The sequence below is a fragment of the Variovorax sp. 01N425 genome, from assembly GCF_056399465.1.
Window position 1 is genome coordinate 127,776 of record NZ_JBFTRJ010000003.1, and the last position, 17,167, is coordinate 144,942.

Annotated in this window: 17 protein-coding genes; 7 read left to right on the forward strand and 10 right to left on the reverse strand. The window is 67.0% G+C overall.

Going from position 1 to position 17,167, the window contains the following annotated elements:
* Positions 1 to 112 precede the first annotated feature (112 nt).
* The 5 genes from AC1DSC_RS06195 to AC1DSC_RS06215 form a co-directional block, all read right to left on the reverse strand.
* The gene (locus AC1DSC_RS06195; protein ID WP_478131782.1) at positions 113 to 2,479 is read right to left on the reverse strand and encodes a TOTE conflict system archaeo-eukaryotic primase domain-containing protein; all 2,367 of its coding nucleotides are present in this window, start codon (positions 2,477 to 2,479) and stop codon (positions 113 to 115) included.
* On the reverse strand, positions 2,463 to 3,014 hold the full coding sequence (locus AC1DSC_RS06200; RefSeq protein WP_278879710.1) for a hypothetical protein: 552 nt from the start codon (positions 3,012 to 3,014) through the stop codon (positions 2,463 to 2,465). Before AC1DSC_RS06200 ends, AC1DSC_RS06195 begins: the two co-directional genes overlap by 17 nt.
* A 168-nt stretch (positions 3,015 to 3,182) precedes the next feature.
* The gene (locus AC1DSC_RS06205) at positions 3,183 to 3,527 is read right to left on the reverse strand and encodes a Hachiman antiphage defense system protein HamA (protein ID WP_319432140.1); all 345 of its coding nucleotides are present in this window, start codon (positions 3,525 to 3,527) and stop codon (positions 3,183 to 3,185) included.
* 75 nt (positions 3,528 to 3,602) lie between these two features.
* The gene (locus tag AC1DSC_RS06210) at positions 3,603 to 4,388 is read right to left on the reverse strand and encodes a hypothetical protein (RefSeq protein WP_478131783.1); all 786 of its coding nucleotides are present in this window, start codon (positions 4,386 to 4,388) and stop codon (positions 3,603 to 3,605) included.
* Positions 4,382 to 5,374, reverse strand: a complete 993-nt coding sequence (locus AC1DSC_RS06215) for a hypothetical protein (protein WP_478131784.1) — start codon at positions 5,372 to 5,374, stop codon at positions 4,382 to 4,384. The genes AC1DSC_RS06210 and AC1DSC_RS06215 overlap by 7 nt, the downstream gene beginning before the upstream one ends.
* 963 nt (positions 5,375 to 6,337) lie before the next feature.
* Here AC1DSC_RS06215 and AC1DSC_RS06220 point away from each other — a divergent pair.
* The 4 genes from AC1DSC_RS06220 to AC1DSC_RS06235 all read left to right on the forward strand — a co-directional run bounded on the left by AC1DSC_RS06220 (position 6,338) and on the right by AC1DSC_RS06235 (position 8,621).
* Entirely contained in the window at positions 6,338 to 6,541 is a 204-nt protein-coding gene (locus tag AC1DSC_RS06220; protein ID WP_018902753.1) for a hypothetical protein, read from the forward strand.
* Between the two features lie 165 nt (positions 6,542 to 6,706).
* Positions 6,707 to 6,985: a hypothetical protein gene (locus tag AC1DSC_RS06225; RefSeq protein ID WP_012747357.1), complete on the forward strand. Its 279-nt coding sequence runs from the start codon at positions 6,707 to 6,709 to the stop codon at positions 6,983 to 6,985.
* Between the two features lie 29 nt (positions 6,986 to 7,014).
* Entirely contained in the window at positions 7,015 to 7,389 is a 375-nt protein-coding gene (locus AC1DSC_RS06230; RefSeq protein WP_012747356.1) for a hypothetical protein, read from the forward strand.
* A gap of 86 nt (positions 7,390 to 7,475) precedes the next feature.
* Positions 7,476 to 8,621: a DSD1 family PLP-dependent enzyme gene (locus tag AC1DSC_RS06235; RefSeq protein ID WP_012747355.1), complete on the forward strand. Its 1,146-nt coding sequence runs from the start codon at positions 7,476 to 7,478 to the stop codon at positions 8,619 to 8,621.
* A gap of 30 nt (positions 8,622 to 8,651) precedes the next feature.
* Here the strand turns inward: AC1DSC_RS06235 and AC1DSC_RS06240 are convergent, their stop codons facing one another.
* Both AC1DSC_RS06240 and AC1DSC_RS06245 read right to left on the reverse strand, forming a co-directional pair.
* Positions 8,652 to 8,963: a hypothetical protein gene (locus AC1DSC_RS06240; RefSeq protein ID WP_012747354.1), complete on the reverse strand. Its 312-nt coding sequence runs from the start codon at positions 8,961 to 8,963 to the stop codon at positions 8,652 to 8,654.
* 257 nt (positions 8,964 to 9,220) lie between these two features.
* Positions 9,221 to 10,048 carry a crotonase/enoyl-CoA hydratase family protein gene (locus tag AC1DSC_RS06245; RefSeq protein WP_436299908.1) on the reverse strand — a complete coding sequence of 276 codons (828 nt, stop codon included), beginning with the start codon at positions 10,046 to 10,048 and terminating at the stop codon, positions 9,221 to 9,223.
* Between the two features lie 92 nt (positions 10,049 to 10,140).
* Between AC1DSC_RS06245 and AC1DSC_RS06250 the strand changes: the two genes are divergently transcribed.
* Both AC1DSC_RS06250 and AC1DSC_RS06255 read left to right on the forward strand, forming a co-directional pair.
* A complete protein-coding gene (locus tag AC1DSC_RS06250) occupies positions 10,141 to 12,000 on the forward strand; it encodes a PhoX family protein (protein ID WP_436299907.1) in 1,860 nt (619 codons plus the stop codon).
* Positions 12,001 to 12,030: 30 nt separating this feature from the next.
* Positions 12,031 to 12,420, forward strand: a complete 390-nt coding sequence (locus AC1DSC_RS06255; protein WP_125965692.1) for a DUF488 domain-containing protein — start codon at positions 12,031 to 12,033, stop codon at positions 12,418 to 12,420.
* Positions 12,421 to 12,425: 5 nt separating this feature from the next.
* Here the strand turns inward: AC1DSC_RS06255 and AC1DSC_RS06260 are convergent, their stop codons facing one another.
* Entirely contained in the window at positions 12,426 to 13,034 is a 609-nt protein-coding gene (locus AC1DSC_RS06260; RefSeq protein ID WP_478131785.1) for a glutathione S-transferase, read from the reverse strand.
* Positions 13,035 to 13,075: 41 nt separating this feature from the next.
* Complete coding sequence (locus tag AC1DSC_RS06265) at positions 13,076 to 13,978, reverse strand: SDR family oxidoreductase (protein WP_478131786.1); 903 nt, start codon at positions 13,976 to 13,978, stop codon at positions 13,076 to 13,078.
* Positions 13,979 to 14,125: 147 nt separating this feature from the next.
* On the opposite strand from AC1DSC_RS06265, the gene AC1DSC_RS06270 reads away from it, so the two are divergent.
* Complete coding sequence (locus AC1DSC_RS06270) at positions 14,126 to 15,004, forward strand: CoA transferase (protein WP_478131787.1); 879 nt, start codon at positions 14,126 to 14,128, stop codon at positions 15,002 to 15,004.
* 21 nt (positions 15,005 to 15,025) lie between these two features.
* Here the strand turns inward: AC1DSC_RS06270 and AC1DSC_RS06275 are convergent, their stop codons facing one another.
* Entirely contained in the window at positions 15,026 to 17,146 is a 2,121-nt protein-coding gene (locus AC1DSC_RS06275) for an esterase-like activity of phytase family protein (protein WP_478131788.1), read from the reverse strand.
* Positions 17,147 to 17,167 lie beyond the last annotated feature (21 nt).

A 17,167-nucleotide genomic window follows, 5' to 3' on the forward strand; every position in this document is an offset into this window, starting at 1 on the left:
GAAGTATCTACAACGTCATACTCTCTGCCACACGGCCGCCGACGATTGTGACTGGCGCCCGCTCCAATTCAAGCGTAGTTGAAACACTTGCATCTGCATCTGCATCTGCGCATCAAAACAGGCCTTCATTCGGCACGGTATCGGCGTCGGTCCGATATCCCATCGCTCGGTATCCGCGCTGACGCTTATCCCACATACGCAGCAACGCTGGATGGCCGGTGTCCACGAAGTCGATGATCCGCACGTCGGCCTTGCTGACGTGCTCCCGGTGCAGGCGGCCGGCGTACTGCTGCAGCGTCCCTTTCCAGGACACCGGCATGGCGAGCACCAGCGTGTCCAACGGCGGGTGGTCGAAGCCCTCGCCAACTAACTTGCCGGTCGCCAGGAGGACCCGCGGTGCGTCGGGCGCCAACGCATCAAGGCCTGCCACCAGCGCCGCACGCTGCTTTCTGGACATCCGGCCATGCAGTACGAAGAAGTCCGGCCCCAGGCCGCCGAGGGCTGCTTCAATCGCGTTGAGATGTTCCGTGCGCTCCGTCAGCACCAGTATCTTGCGCCCCTGCGCGAAGGCATCGCGCACCTCGGCTGCGATGGCTTCAGTCCTCGCCTGATCGTTAGCCAGATGCCGGAATACATTCTGGATGCCGGCATCTTGCGGCAAATCGATCCGGGCATGGCGGGACCGCGGCACCACCTCCAGATCGTGCGGCGCCCCGGCCGGCGTGGCCGCCGTGTGACGGATCGGCCCGCACTGCATGAAGATGATCGGCTGCTGCCCGTCGCGTCGGAACGGCGTGGCGGTCAGGCCGAGCACGTATTTCGCCTTGGTCCGCTTCAGGATGGCGTCGAACGAAACCGCGCCGACGTGGTGGCACTCGTCGACGATCACGTGGCCGTAGTCCTCGACCAGCGGGTTCACCTCACCCCGGCGGGACAAAGACTGCATCACGGCAATGTCGATCCTGCCGGTCGGTTTGGCCTTGCCGCCGCCAATGGTGCCGACCACGCCCGTACCGACGCCCAGAAAGGTCTGCAGCCGCTCCTGCCATTGCTTCAACAGTTCCGTGCGATGCACCAGTATCAGCGTGTTGACGCCTTTCTCGGCGATCATCGCCGCGGCGGTGACTGTCTTGCCAAAGGCGGTCGGTGCGCACAGCACCCCGGCATCGAACGGCAGCATCGCAGCGACGGCGGTCTGCTGGTCTTGACGCAGATTGCCGACGAACGACACGTCCAGCGGCTGGCCCTTGAAGCGCTCGTCTCGCAGCTCACACGTGATGCCGTTCTCGCGCAACAGCGACAGGGAGGCATCCAGACACCCGCGGGGCAAGGCGATGTGTTGCGGATAATTCTCGGCACAGCCGATGACCCGTGGCTTGTCCCACACCGACACCCGCATCGCCTGCGCCTTGTAAAACTCGGGGTTCTGGAACGCCGCCAGACGGATCAGTCGATTGGCGAGGGGCTGAGGCAGTTGCGCCTTCTCGAAGTAGATCAGGTTGGCCACGGTCATCGTCAGCGAGCGGGGCATGGTTCCGGGCAGCTTCTTCGACGCGGTGCCTTTGCGCTTCCAGGGCGTGGCCAGATCCTCGTCGTCAATGAAGGTGATATCCAACGGATGGATGCCACTTGTGGCCCGCAGGATGGTCGGCTCGATGTCGTGTGCGGCCATCGGCCGGAGGGAAGCCAGGAACGCCCACTGGTCCGGGTAGGGACGCTGCTCAGCGTCGACGAAGACGCTGTAGCCCCTTTCGCGCGGCCCCTTCTGCAGGGGCAAGGCGATCAGGTTACCAAGGCCGCCTCTGGGCATCGTGTCCTGATTCGGAAACAGTCGGTCGTAGGACGTGAGCCGGAGCTGCCGCGTGCGCGCGCAGGTGTGGCTGATGATGGCTGTGCCGAGGCGACGGGCATCGCGCGCCGGCACGCGAGCGGCAAAGAACACCCAGGCGTGGGCCCCTTGGCCGGAGCGCGAGACCTCCAGCGCTGCTGGCACGCCCAGTTCCGCGCAAGACTGCATGAACGCCTGCGCATCGTCCCGCCATTCGGCCTCGTCGAAGTCGACGGCCAGGAAATGACAGCTGTCGTCCTCCAACAGCGGATACACCCCGACCGTATGCTCGCCAGCCAGGTGCTTGTAGATCACCGCGTCCGACAGCGGGACGAGCAGACGATTGCCGCAGTCTCCGCACTTGATGCGGGGCTTCTCGCACACCCCGGTGCGCCACTCATTCGCGCAAGCCGGCGCGTAGCCCGACTTGCCGGTGGTCTTGCTCTCCCATCGGACGGGAAACACATCGGTACGACCGCGGAAGAGCCGGCGGAAGATAGCGACTTTCGCGTCAGTGGACAATCTCGAGGACTCGACGGGCGATGGGGACGGCTGCTGCCGCGACCGCCATTCGATGCCGTGCGATTCGAGCAGCGCGATCAGCCGGCTGTTCTCCGCGCGCAGCTTGGTGAGTTCATCGGGGTCCGCCATCGAATCCACGCTCGGCCAACAGGTCGTCCATGTTATCGCCAACGCCATATCCCAGGTTGTGGCCGAGGCGTCGGACAGCATCCAGACGACCCAATAAGGCGGACCTGCGTCCTTCGGGCAGAGCGTCCATGACTTTCAACGCCTGCCCGAACATCCGCACCACGGCATTGAAGTAGCCTTCGTCCTGCACGCCGAGATCGTTGCTGAAGCCCACCGCCCGCTCGCAGAAGAACACCATCAGCTCGGCCAGGCTCTCCGGCTGGCCGACGGCCTTCTTGTAATCCGCGATGGCCTTCTTGGCCTTCGTGACCGAGGTGTCCTGGTTCTTAAACACGTCGGGCCACAACCAGCGGTCGATGGTTGCCTTGTACGGTTTCAACACATCGTCGCCGAGCCCCAAGCGCGCGTGCAGGAAGGCTTGGTTATCCTTGCTGGCGGCGTAGAGGTCCTGCACCAGGCCGATCAAGCCCGGGCGGTCAAAGTCGGCAAGCTTGTCCTTGACGTCGCTCCAACTCAGCGCTTTCCTCGTACCCATGCTCACGCATTCTCCGGCTTCAGCAGCTTCGTGGCGGCATCTTCCAGCGCCAGCACGCGGCCTCGTTCTGCACAAGCAAATGGCAGCAAAAAATCGGCGTCAAGCCAGCAACGCCGGGTTGCCGTCAAACCGGGCCCGCCCCTGCGCTGCATGTGCGTTGGCATAGCCTCAAGCCGCAACGCGATGGGCGGTCTCGCCGTCATCTTTGAATCGCATCCGCCAAACGGGAACACGAAAGCCCATGTCCTCCTCGACCAGTTCAGAGGCCAGGATTTCGCCGAGATCACCGGAGCGCGCGCGCTTCGACTGAGGCAGCAGTGCCCTCAGAATTTCGGAGGCGCCGTCGTATCCGAGGCGGGCAACATCGTCAGCCTGGTCGTCGTGCGTCCTGACGGTTTCGCCCAGCTGCGTAAGAACGGCTGCACGGCCGCTATCTTTTTCCAAGCACGTTCGGAATGTCTTCCTCTTGCTTTTGTCCTCGGTGCCAGCGCACCAAGCCTTGAACAATGCCATGTCTCCTCCTCCGTTCTTTGTGAGTTCCGGTCAGACTGGCTGCTCATCGATCCGCTCCGCTTGACTTCTCGCCCGTCATCCCGCCGCCTGCGCAGGCAGTTCAATTTCGTATGCTTGGGCGATACGGGCGACCAGTTCGGCGACGGCGACGTTGCCGAGCTGCAGCGTTTTCGGGTCGATGGACGTGTCGGCAGCAACGGCAACAAGGAACCGCGTCATGTCGGCGCTGATCTTTTCGTCGACCGCGATGCGTGTGGCGGGCGCGAGCAGTTGTGAAAGGCGCAGAACATCGTTGAGGTGCTTGCGCACGTCCTTGGTATCCACCTTGGCGCCCTGCTCTTTTCGCGCCGTGAGTTCCAGCCACGCGACGGCCTTGAGCGGGATCAGGCGGTCTTCGCCGACCCAGGGCAGGCCATCGACTTCGCGGCGCCCAGCCATGATGAATGCGTAGTAGACCTCGTCCAGCAAGATGGCAGACAAGCTGGAGACGGCGTCGTCGAGCGGTATGGGTGTCAGCTGACTGCCCTCAGCCGGTTGCAGCCCGTCGGGGGCTCTCGCGAACAGCTCGACCATCGCCGGGCAGCGGGCATCAGCGGGCTTCTGGAACCGATAGAAGATTGGTTTTCCGGTGTCGCTGGCCTGGCGGATTTCATAGCCACCGTCCTCGACGAATGTCCAGAAGGCCTCGCCAAATGCCGGGGTCAGCGCCTCCACATGCAGGACGATGTCCAGGTCCTTGGTGGCGCGGAATTCCAGCCCGGCCTCCTCCATCGTCAAGGTCGCGGCCGTGCCGCCAATCAGGACGTACTGGTCGACGTATGCCGCAAAGCGCTTCCGGAAAATATCCAAGCCTCTCACCATGGAAGTTGTCCTTTCAGTTCATCCAGTGCGAGCTGGATTCGGTCGTCGGCGTTCTCCTGCAGGCTGAGCGTCAGCGAGAGCGGGTCCACCGTGTGGGCGTCTGGCACCAATGCCGGGCTGTAGCTCCACAGCTGCCATTCCTGGGCGCCCGCTTCGGGCTCAGGCAACTCGCGAACGCCGGCATCCGTCGCAGCCTTCCAGTCGGCGGCGGTCAACGCAAACACCGGCCATTTCGGCTCGGTCAGCATGGAATAGCGCGCGAGCGCGCTCAGACCCGCGAGGCGGCCGGGCCGGTGTGCAACGGTGCCATGGGCGGCCACCCAGACCGTACGCCTGACCGGCGTCCGCAGTGCGGGCTTCGCACGCTCCCAGACCTGCGCCGGCGGGAGTTCCATTCGCAGCCAGCGCGAGCGGCCGATTGTGTATGCCGTCGCCAGCCCGGCCGCAGTCAGTTCCTTGACCGCGCGTGACTGTGTCATGGGCGTGTAGCCCAAGGCGACTGCGATCTCGGAGGGCTGCCAATCGGATTGCCACGGCTGGCGCAGCAAGGCAGTGATCAGCATGGCTTGCGCGGAAGGGCTCAGCGCTTCCGTGGCCGGCGCGCGCTGCCGAAAATACTCGCGCAGGTCCAGGCCCAGGTCCGGCAGATAGAGTTGGTTGCCCGGCACGATGAACGGGACTTTTTGCTCGATCAAGCGTCGACGGTCGTAGGAGGCCAGTGCATCGGTGACGTAGACCGCCGGCTGACCGGCCATGGCCTGGACCTTGTTCAGCCAGGTCCGGACTTCGCTGAGGGACTGCTTGGCCTGCGCGCGCCCGATCGCCAGGACAAGGGGCTGCCCCAACAGTTCGAGCTCGCCGAACTGGAAGGCATCGCGAAGGAAGTATGGCAGTTCGTTGGCACGTGCCCACGGCTTCACGGCTGGCGCTTCAATGCCCAGGACCTCGTGGAGGTAGCGCAGAACGGCGGTCGCGAGGGTTGGCAAGGCTCATCCTGAATAACTATAGTCCCGCACTATAACATCTGCACTGTTATCGTGCAAATCGGCGTTATCATGGCGCTATTGACTGTTCCCGGCCCATGCCGAGCCGTCCGAGAAACCAGACATAATCGGAACGAGGACTCGCTGTTCCCTCGCACAATTCCTGACCCGGCGCTTGCGCGTGGCAAACGTGCGACATGACGACAGGCCTCAGTTTTTGTCGGTATTTTTGTAGGTACCCGATGCCACCAGAACCGCCAGAAGCGAGCGCCCATGCGGTTTCTAGCCAAATATTCGATCCCCTCCGGGCCACTTCTCTGCTCCACGAGCAACCACGACAAACCGCTGAGATTCCTCCCAGCAAAGGAAGGCAGCGGAGTCCTGCGCGGCGGAAAGCAGCTTGATCGTTCTCTCCGCTTGCGTCGCGAGTTAGTTATTACCCATATGTAATACCAAATGTGTACAACTTTTCTCGCTGACGCCCTCTGATCCACCCATGGCAGAGGGAGAGTTCTCCACCGTTGCGGTGGATAAGGCGGTGCACAAACACGCGCGCATGGCCGGAAAGCGTTGCCACGGCTGAGTTGGGGCGTGGCGCCCGGAAATGCAGCACCTCGCCGTCTCCGAGCCCTGTCACGTCGTGGGCAGCGGCAGCGAGGACATTTGTCTCCCCGAAAAAGGTGCGTACCGCTCATGCACGCGTGCGGCGCAATTCCTACAGTGGCTTCACGGCGAAATGCTTTGATCCAAGACAGGCAAACAAGCGGCGCCGGTTGTCCACCTCACTGGAGAACGCACATGGAACGCAGCCAGCTGCCCGGAAATTGCTTCTTGGTTCTCGTGTACCTGCTCGCGCTGCTTGCTTTGTGGCTCAGCAACTGAGGCGGGCCAACGTAGGAAATCCACCGTCAGCAAGAGGCGCCAAAGCGACATGGCACCGGCGCCTTGCAGGTTCAGGCTGGGTTCATGGCAACCCAACAAGAGCAGCGCAAGCAAGGCGACATCGGCCGCCGCCTGATGTGGATCCTGCTGGCCGTCATTGCGGTCATCGTGGTGGCGGTGCTTTTCTTCTACGGCATCACCGATCCATCGAAAGGACCGGGCAACGTTCCTGCCAGCGGCGCCGCGGCACCGGCCCAGGAGAGCACCAGTCCAGCCAGATCGCGCTAGGAAGAAAACCGCTTTCGAGGGCCGGCTCTGCGCTACCCGTATGCCAAGGCCTATGCCGAACGTGGAATCGATAGGCTGCATCGGCCGGGGTATCTTCCGCACCGGACCGGCGCGCAACAATGCGCGCGCTTGTTACCCCATCACCTTCAGGTCGGGAGCCGTAACGTGGCGCATACGCTTTTCAAGCAGATCCTCATGACGCAGCTGCCGGCGCGGTTTCACAGTCCGTCTGAAATAGACCGGCTCAAGGACCTGCGCGATGCCGGGTACATCAAGGTGGCGTTCGCGCCATCGCAAGGCGCGGCACCGCCCTCTGCAACGGTGCACGAGGTCACCAACCTGGGACGCGCTGCCGCGCGCTACTTCGGATCGGGCGAGGGGCCGCGTCCCGACCTGCCTTCGGTCGCCTTCGCGCTTCCCTGCCGGCACAACCCGGCCGGTTGATCTCTCTCCGACGGCTCGCCCGCCATCGCATGAAGGCTTACATCGCTTCGCGCGAGCGGCTGTCGCGGCATGCCACGGCCCTCTGCAATCGTTGCACCATGCACACCATGGACACCCGACCGATCTTTCCTTCCTGGTGGCGCGCCGGCGCGCTCGCCTATACGGCCGCGGGCTTGGTGTGCGTTGTTTCGAGCGCGGCCTTTCCGGACAGTGAGACGGCCATGCTGGCGGCTATCGCGGGGGCCTTGCCCTGGTCGCTCGCCCTGCTGACGCTCTATCTTGCGCCGGGCGTGGCGCAGACCGCGCTGCTCCTGCTGGCCGGAGGCTGGGCCGTCAACGCGGGGTTCTTCTGGTGGCTGGCGCTGCGGCGCCCGGCGCACCGGCTGCCGGCGCAGGACGACTGACGACGCATCGCCGCAAGCCTTTCGGTGCGATCATTTCGCCATTCGTTCATCGCGCCGATGCGCGCCCCGCACTCCGAAGGTTTTCCATGCTTCCTGATTCGCAAGTCAACCAACCGCTGATCGGAATTGCCGGCGGCCGGCAGTCGCTCGACACGCCGGCGCTGCTGCTCGACCTTGGCGCGCTGACGCGCAACATCGAGCGCATGGCCGCCTTTGCCAAGGCGCGCGGCGTCGGGCTGCGGCCGCACGTGAAGACGCACAAGTCGGTGGAGATCGCGCGCCGCCAGGTGGCCGCGGGCGCCATCGGCGTGAGCTGCGTCACGCTGGGTGAGGCCGAGGTCATGGTCAAGGCCGGCATTCCGGACGTGCTGATCACCTCCCCGGCCGTCACGCCGAGCAAGATCGCGCGCGTGGTCAAGCTTGCCAGGCTGGCCGGCCCCGGCGGAATGATGGTGGTGGTGGACGACCCGCGCAATGCCGCGGACCTGGCCGCCGCCACGCTCGGCCTGCCGCATCCGCTCGAGGTGCTGGTCGACTACGGCGCCGGCTACAACCGCACGGGCGCGGCCAGCGAAGCGCAGGTGCTCGAGCTTGCACGCCGCATCGCAGCCGAGCCGCGCCTGAAGCTGCGCGGGCTGCAGGCCTATGCCGGCAACCTGCAGCACATCGTCGACCGCGAGCAGCGCAGCGCCGCCGCGGCCAGCCTGCGCGAGACCATCGCGCGCATCGTCGCGGAGGCCGAGCGCAACGGCATTCACTTCGAGATCGTCACGGGTGCGGGCACCGGCACGCACGACCTCGATGCACAGCGCGACGCCTTCACCGAACTGCAGGCCGGCTCCTATGTGTTCATGGATGCGGAATATGCGCAGGTGCTGCAAGCCAGCCCCGGGCAGCCTTCACCCTTCGAGGTGTCGCTGTTCGTGCAGACGGCGGTGGTGAGCACCAATGCGGCGGAATGGGTCACGGTGGACGGCGGCACCAAGTGCTTTGCGACCGACTGCGGCGTGCCGCTGGTGGCGCGCGGGGCCGATCCGGCGAGCCGCTACGCCTTCTTCGGCGACGAGCACGGCAAGCTGTTTTGCGCCGGGCAGCGGCCCGCGCTCGGCGACCGGGTGGAGTTCATCACGCCGCATTGCGACCCGACCGTCAACCTGCACGACGCCTACCACGTGGTCGACGGCGACACGCTGGTCGCCATCTGGCCGGTGGACGCGCGCGGCAGGCACTGAAGAAGCCCCGCATCGGGGCTGTCGCCCTCGTCAGGCGCGCGGCAGGGCTGCAAGGAAGGTCGATACGACGATGGCGGCCGCACGGTCCAGCTGGAGGACATCGGCCACCTCGAAGGAGTGCAGCGCACTGCGTACGCTGCCGCCAGCCGGCTCGCGGATTTCCACGAGCACTTCCGCTGCCAATTCGCGGTCGCTGCGCGGCTGGCCGTCGGGATGCATCACCCACTCGTCCACCTGGTCGAACGGGATGCTGCGGAAGACCGCGACGACGGGCAAGTACCTGTAGCGATCCTCGCCCACCAGCACGGGCAAGCTGAGGTTGCAGAAAAAAGTGGTCGACATGCAGAGCGCCGTCGCAATCAAAAGGATTAATTGTTAGGGAATGTGACCAAGACATCCACCTTTCCCGGCCCTTTTTCCTTTGCGAGACGTGATCTTCCTCACACAAATTGAAGCTTTGTGGCGAAGATCGCACACCCTACAAGGATACTTAATTCTTACATATCGCCAGCCGGATGTGACGGTTTGCCCGCTTTCTGCACCAAAAAGGCAAAAAAAGAGGCCGGAATCCGGCCTTTGGGGGTCCTCTTTGGGGCGGCTCAGGCCGACGAGCCGAACCGCGGCGGACGCCGTTCGATGTTGGCTTGCACGGCCTCCTTCTGGTTCGCGCTTCCGATCAAGGCCTGCTGCTCCACCGATTCGGCGATCAGCAGGTCGGCCGCGCTGTGCGACAGTGCCGCATTGAGCAGGCGCTTGCCCGCTCGGATGGCGTCGGGGCTCTTGCCCGCGATGCCGTGCGCCATCTGAAGCGCCTCTGCCAGCGGATCGGCCGCCAGCCGCGTGGCAAAGCCGAGCTGCAGTGCTTCCTCGCCCGAGAAGATGCGGCCCGTGAAGGTGAGCTCGCGCACGATGTCGCTGCGGGCAAGCTCGCGCATCAGCACCATGCCGCCCATGTCGGGCACCAGGCCCCACTTGATTTCCATCACCGACAACCTGGTGTCGGGCGCCACGATGCGGATGTCGGCCCCCAGCGCCACCTGGAGGCCGCCGCCGAAAGCCACACCGTGCACCGCGGCAATCACGGGCACCGGCACCTCGCGCCAGGCCATGGCCACGTACTGGGCTGCATTCGAAATGCCGTGCGTGCGTGCGGACAGGTCGGTGCCGCCCGCGGCCGCACCCAGCACCGCGCTGGCGGCGCCCTGCCCCATGCGCTCGAAGGAGGCCATGTCCAGGCCCGCGCAAAACGCCTTGCCCTGGCCCGAGATGACCACCGCGCGCACCGCGGCGTCGCCGCGCAGGGTTTCGCCCGCTTCGATCAGCGCGTCGAACATCGCGGGATCGAGCGCGTTCATCTTGTCCGCACGTGCAAGCTGCAGTTCCACCACGCCGTCGGGGTGGCGGGTCCATTCGATTCGCTCGGCCATGGCAGTGTCTCCTTCGGTTCCTGCGCCAGTATCGCCCGGCACGGGTACTCGGCGATGATGGCGCCTGTCGCCTACCCAACACCCCTGGACCCATGCCCCTGGACCGCCGGATCTTTCTGCAATCGGGTGCCGCCGCCGTGGTGGCGCTGCTCCATTCCCGCGGCGCCAGCGCACCCGCCGGCCCGGGCCGGCCCGTGCTCGGTTTCACCGCGGTGCCGGCGTCGCTGCGCGATGCGGTGGTGGTGCCGCCGGAATACGAGTGGCAGCTGCTCTATCCCTGGGGCACGCCCACCGGCATCGCCGGGCAGCCGATGCCGGCCTTCGCGCCCGACGGCAGCAACAGCGCCGCAGACCAGGCGCTGCAGGCCGGCATGCATCACGACGGCATGCACTTCTTTACGCTCGCGTCGCCGGACCGCGGCCTGCTCGTGATGAACCACGAATACACCGACGAGCAACTGCTCCATGCAGGCGGCGGCAAGGAATGGACCGCCGAGAGGGTGCGCAAGTCGCTGCATGCGATGGGCGTCTCGGTCATCGAGATCCGGCTCACGCAGGGCGGCTGGCGCCAGGTGCGGCCTTCGCCCTATGCGCGGCGCGTGCACGGGCAGACGCCCATGCGCATCGCAGGCCCCGCCGCGGGCGCGGTGCCGATGCGCACCGCGGCCAATCCGGCCGGCGACGAAGTGCTCGGCACCTTCGCCAACTGCGCGATGGGCGTCACGCCCTGGGGCACCTACCTGACCTGCGAGGAAAACTTCCACGGCTACTTCGGCGGCCCGAAGGAAGCGGCGAAGGACGCCACGCCCGCGCAGCGCCGCTACGGCACGGTGCCGGGCTCGCAATGGGTGGAGTACTGGCACTTCGAGGAGCGCTTCGACATGAGCCGGCATCCGAACGAGCCCCACCGCTTCGGCTGGGTGGTGGAAATCGATCCCTTCGACCCCGCGGCCAAGCCGGTCAAGCGCACCGCGCTCGGGCGCAAGCGCCAGGAAAGCGCGACCTGCACGCTTGCCAAGGATGGGCGCGTGGTCGTCTACATGGGCGATGACGCGAGGTTCGAATATATCTACAAGTTCGTGAGCCACGGCAAGGTCTCGATGGCCGGCGACGGCGCCCGCGCCTCCGCCAACAGCCGCCTGCTCGACGAAGGCACGCTCTACGCCGCACGCTTCGATGCCGACGGCCGCGGCCAGTGGCTCGAGCTCGTGCACGGCCGCAACGGCCTCGACGCGGACAGCGGCTTTGCCGACCAGGCCGAGGTGCTGATCCACGCCAGGCTGGCCGCCGACGCGGTGGGCGCCACCAGGATGGACCGCCCCGAATGGATCGCGGTGCATCCGCAGACCGGCGAGGTGTACGTCACGCTCACCAACAACAGCCAGCGCGGCGAGCCGGGCAAGCCCGCACCCGATGCGGCCAATCCGCGTGCTGGCAATCTCTTCGGCGGCATCCTGCGCTGGCGCGAGGACGGCGGGGATGCCGCCAGCGCGGGCTTCGGCTGGGACCACTTCGCGCTGGCCGGCGATCCCGCGCAGGCGGGCAGCGGCGCGCACTATCCATCGGACGATGCCGACGTCTTCGGCAACCCCGACGGCCTGCATTTCGACAGCGGCGGGCTGCTCTGGATCCAGACCGACATGAGCGGCCAGCTCATCGGCAAGCCGCCCTATGCCTCGCTCGGCAACAACCAGATGCTGTGCGCCGATCCGGCCACGGGGCGCATCAAGCGCTTTCTCACGGCACCCAGCGGCAGCGAGGTCACGGGCTGCGTGGTGACGCCGGACCGGCGCACGCTGTTCGTCAACATCCAGCACCCGGGCGAATCGCGCGACGACGGCAGTGCCACGCCCAACAGCGCCTGGCCCGACGGCACTGTGCCCGGCAGCGCGCGGCCGCGCTCGGCCACGCTGGCGATCCGCCGGCGCGATGGCGCTATCGTCGGCACCTGAAGCCAAGGAAGCACACAAAGGAGACCTTGCATGAGCATCCGCATCGTTCGCCTCGGCACGCCGCGCACGGCCGGCGAAGGCCTGCGGATCGGCACCGTGCGCCGCCCGCCGCGCGGCGTTCCGAAGACCGAGTTCGCATCGCAGGACTGGTATGACGTGTGGTATCCGAACCTAGCGCCTTCCGCGGAGACCATGAAGCTGGGCCAGGAGGCGGAAACGCCTGCGCAATGGAACGCCTTCATGCGCAAGTACAAGTCCGAGATGGCCGAGGCCGACGCGAGCCGCAGCATCGACCTGCTGGCCGCCCTGTCGCACACCGCGGCGTTTTCGGTGGGCTGCTACTGCGAGGACGAGTCGCGCTGCCACCGCTCGCTGCTGCGCGGCCTGCTGGCCGAGCGCGGGGCTGACATCGCGAACTGATCCGTTCAGACCGGCGGCAGGGCCACGAAGGCCGGCAGCCTTTCCGCAGCGGCGGCAAAGGCTGCGAGCGAGGGGCAGTCGGCCGGTGCGACCAGTTCGGGAACCATCATCTGCGTGAAGCCCCACGCCACGGCGCTGGTCAGGCCGGCCTGCCCGAGGGTGGCTTCATCGGCCACCGGCGGCAGCCTGGAAATCTCGGCCTCGAGCCCCGCATAGGCGGCGGCCAACTGGCCCCGCACCCGGTCGACCCATGGCGCATGCTGCTTCTCGGGCGGGCGCAGCTTGCGCTCGTAGACGATCTGCACCGTCTTCTCGCAGGCCGCGAGCGCGAGCCCCAGCACCCGCAGCGCATGCAGCCGCTCGGCGCCGCCGGCCGGCATGAGGCTGCGGCCCGCGATGCTTTCCGCGTGGTCGATGATCAGCGTGGAATCCATCAGCAGCGTGCCGTCGTCGCACACCAGCGTTGGCGCCTTGACCACCGGATTGATCGCCCGGAACTGTTCGAAGGTGCTGAAGACCGAGATCGACCGGTGTTCGAACGCAAGCCCCAGCAGGCGCAGCGAAATGGCCGCGCGGCGCACGTAGGGGGAGTCGAGCATGCCGATGAGTTGCATCTTGATTTTTCCTGAGGAATGAGGCGCAACGATAACGCCTGTCAGCGCTGCGCCTTGTCCTTCTGGTTCTGCGCCTCGATGCGTTCGCGCGCGGCCTGCCAGTCGTCGTCGCTCCACTGGCGCAGCTCGTAGAAGTTGCCGCCCGTGGCCAGCGCGTTGCCGCCGTCCATCATGATGCTCTGGCCGGTGAGCCAGTCGCACTGGCCCGGCGCCATGAGAAAGGCCGCAAGGTTCTGCAGCTCGCTCATGCGGCCGGTGCGCGCCATCGGGTTGGTCTTCTTGCTGCGCGCGCCGGGCTCCTCGCCGGGATTGAGGCGTTTGCTCATGCCCTCGGTCGGAATCTCGCCCGGCCCGACGGCATTGAGGCGAATGCCATGGCGCGCCCACTCCACCGCGAGCGACTTGGTCATGACCTCGATGCCGGCCTTGCTCATGGCCGAGGGCACCACGTAGGGGCTGCCGTTGTCGACCCAGGTGACGATGATGCTCATCACGCTGCGCATCGCGTCGCCCTGCTGCCACTTGCCGGCCTTCGCTTCCGCCACCCAGCGCTTGCCCACGGCCTGCGTGACGTAGAAGCTGCCATGGAAGACGATGTTCGCAATGGCGTCGAAGGCGCGCGGCGAGAGGCTCTCGGTCGGCGCGACGAAGTTGCCGGCGGCATTGTTGACGAGCCCTGTGAGCCCGCCGCTCTGGAACAGGCTCTCGACCATCTCGTCGACGCTCTGCGCCACGCGGATGTCCACGCCAAAGGTGTCGATGCGGCGCCCCGGAAACTGCTGGCGCCACGCGGCCGCGGTTTCCTCGCAGACCGACTGGCGCCGGCCGCAGATGGCCACATCGGCGCCCAGGCCCAGGAAGCGCTCGGCCATGGCCCGGCCCAGGCCGGTGCCGCCGCCGGTCACGAGAATGCGCTGGCCGCTCATGAGGGAAGGTTGGAACATGGTGGTCTCCTTGGTCGTTGCGGCAGCGGCAAGGCAGGGAGCGCCGCCATCGCACATGCTACGCGCGCTGCCGGTGCCGCGGCTTGCGAAAACCGGCTCCCGGCACCGGGTGAGAATGGCAGCCGACCTGTTCCCTGGAATCCGCCCATGCCAACTTCCACAGCCTCCCTCTTCCAGCCGCTTGCAGGCGTGCGCGTGCTGAGCCTTGCGCTCAACCTTCCGGGCCCCGCGGCGCTGCTGCGCTGCCGGGCCATGGGCGCCGCATGCGTGAAGTTCGAGCCGCCCGCGGGCGACCCGATGGGGCACTACAACAAGCCTGCCTATGCCGCGCTGCACGAAGGCATCGCGGTCCGCACCGCCGACCTCAAGTCCGAGGCCGGGCAGCAGCAGCTGCATGCGGAACTCGCGCAGACCGACGTGCTGCTGACCTCGTTCCGCCCTTCTGCGCTGGCCAAGCTCGGCCTCGACCGGGCCGTGCTGCAGGAGCGGCATCCGCGGCTGTCGCAAGTGGCGATCGTCGGTGCGCCCGGTGCACGCGCCGAGGAACCGGGCCACGACCTGACCTACCTCGCCGAAAGCGGCCTCGTCACCGGCACCGAGCTGCCGCCCACGCTCTTTGCCGACATGGGCGGCGCGCTGCTCGCGAGCGAAGCCGTGCTGCAAGCCACCCTGCATGCGCGGTCCGCGGCCGGCGCGAACGGGCTGTACCTCGAGGTGGCGCTCAATGCCTCGGCCGACTGGCTGGCGCTGCCGCGCACCTGGGGCCTCACGCAGCCCACGGGCACGGTCGGCGGCGCCCATGCGGGCTACCGCGTCTATCCCTGCGCCGACGGCCGCGTGGCGGTGGCGGCGCTGGAGCCGCACTTCGCGGCCCGGCTCTGCGAGGCCGCGGGCGTGTCGCCGCCCGACATGATGGCGCCGGCCACGCACGCGGCGCTGGCCGCCTGGCTCGCAACGCGCACGCGCGCCGAGCTCGATGCCATGAGCCGCGAGCGCGACGTGCCGCTGCTCACGCTGGCCAACTGACAGAGCGGCCTGCGTGCGTCCTCAGGACGCCGGCAGGCGCAGCTCGCCGAGCTTGCGGTCGAGCTTGATGAGCCAGATGCGCGTCGGCCGCTCCAGGTCGGAGCCGCGCGTGATGCGCGCGCCGGTGGCGCCCGCGGGGCAGCCGCTGAGCACGCCGCCGGCGTCGGCCGTGCAGTCCTCGACGCTGCCGGCCAGGGTCTTGCCACCGGCATCGAGCAGCACGGTACCCAGGCCGAAGTCGTTGTCGTTCACCAGCGCCAGGGTCTGGTCGTCCACGATCGTCAGGCCCTCCGCCTTCTCGGCCAGCCAGCCCAGCGCATTGAGGTCGAGCAGCTCGGTCTTGCGCATCGTCACCACGCTCGAATAGTCGGCGGTGCCCGAGGGCGCCTGCGTGATGCTGCTGATCTCCAGGTTGTGGTCGAAGGCCTTGATGTCCGTCGCGTTGGCCGGCAGCTCCACCAGCATCAGCTTATTGACCACCTTGGCGTCGCCCTTGCGCGCGCCCTGCTCGATCACGATGAAGCGGCCGTTGCCCAGGCTCACCACGTCGCCGAGCTTGGCGTTGCCGGTGCGGTCCTTGTCGTACTGGCTGCCGTCGATCGGGTAGGCATAGAGCTTCGAGGTTTCGGTGGCCGGGTCGAAGGCGAGCCAGCGCGTGAACTTCGCGATGTGGCGCACGTCGGTGTTGCTGCCGCCCGGCGGCCTGGCCTTGATCGATTTGCCGCTGGCGTCGCGCGGATCGATCGGGCTCTGCAGGAAGCCGTGCAGCACGCCGCTCGCAGCATCGAGCGTCAAACCTTCCATGCCGCGGTTGGGCCGGCGCTGCGCCAGCACCAGCGGCAGGTCGGCGGCGCCGCTGCCCGGTGCGTATTTCTTCTCGATCACACCGGTCGCCATGTTGATGCGCGCGATGAAGGGGCCGTACTCGTCGCTGGTCCACAGCACGTTGCGCGCCTTGTCGAGCACCAGCGTCTCGGGGTCGAGCCCGTTGGCATCGAAGTTGGCCTTGGCGGCGTCGAACACGTAGCGGTCGGTCAGCGGCGTCTCGCCGGTCGAGCCCACGCCTGACTGTGGCGGCAGGCCGCTGATCTTCCTGCCGGCATCGAGCCTGAGCGGCAGGCTCGAGGCGAGCACGGCACCCGCCTTGCCGATGCGCACGATGCCGAAGCTCGGCGCGAACGACGGCGCCGGGAACACCTTGCTGATGCTGGTGGCGCCATTGCCGCCGGGCACGGGCGCGGTCGGGCCGTCGCCGTTCGGGCCGCGGTCGGTGATGGCATAGAACTCGAGCGCACCGTCCTCCGCCTTGCCCTTGAACGCGAGCCCCGAGCCGTAGGCCGGCAGGAAGCCTTGGGGAAAATCGGCCTTGATGCTGGCGTTGTCGCCTTCATAGGGCACGTTGAAACGGGCGTCGGCCTGCAGCTGGTAGCGCGTCACGCCGATGCCGATGGCGCCGAGCTGGTTGGCCTGGGTGGCGGCTTCGGTCACGGGGGCGGCCAGGCGCGAGGCCAGGGTGTTTTCGAAGTGCTCGCGCGCCAGCATGCGGCGGGCGGCGTCGACCGTGCGCGTGGCGTACGGCGCGGGCAGCGCGGCGAGCACGGCATTGAGCGCGGTGTCGAAGGCCTCGGCCGAGGCACCGAAATCGAGCGCGCCTGCCGTCAATCCGGCCTTGAGCGCAGGCGTCAGCCGGATGCCGTTCGAGGGATCGCGGTCCTCGTCGAAGCTCTGCAATGCCAGCAGGCGATTGACGACCGCATCGGCCTTCACGTCAGTGCCGCCGGCCAGGGTCAGCGGCGTGACCGCGTCTCCGCAGGCCGCGCTGCCGAGCGCGAGCGCGCCGGCGCTGAAGGCCACGGTCTCGCCATCCTTGCAGCTGAATTCGCCATTCGCGTTGGTGCTGGCCGCGGCGGCGCCGCCTGTGGTGTAGTCGAGGCCCTCGACGGCCGCGTCGAGGAAGATGCCGGTCTTCGATTGCGCAGCCGGCGGGTTGGTGGTGCCGCTCCCACCACCACCGCCCGTCACGGGAAATGCCCACCCTCCTCCTCCGCCGCCGCTGCCGCCACCGCAGGCAGCCACCAGCGCACCGGCGGCACCCGCGAGCGCCAGCCAGCCCATCCTCGATCCTCTTGTCTTCTTCGCCATCGCTTGTCCTTGTTTTGCGCC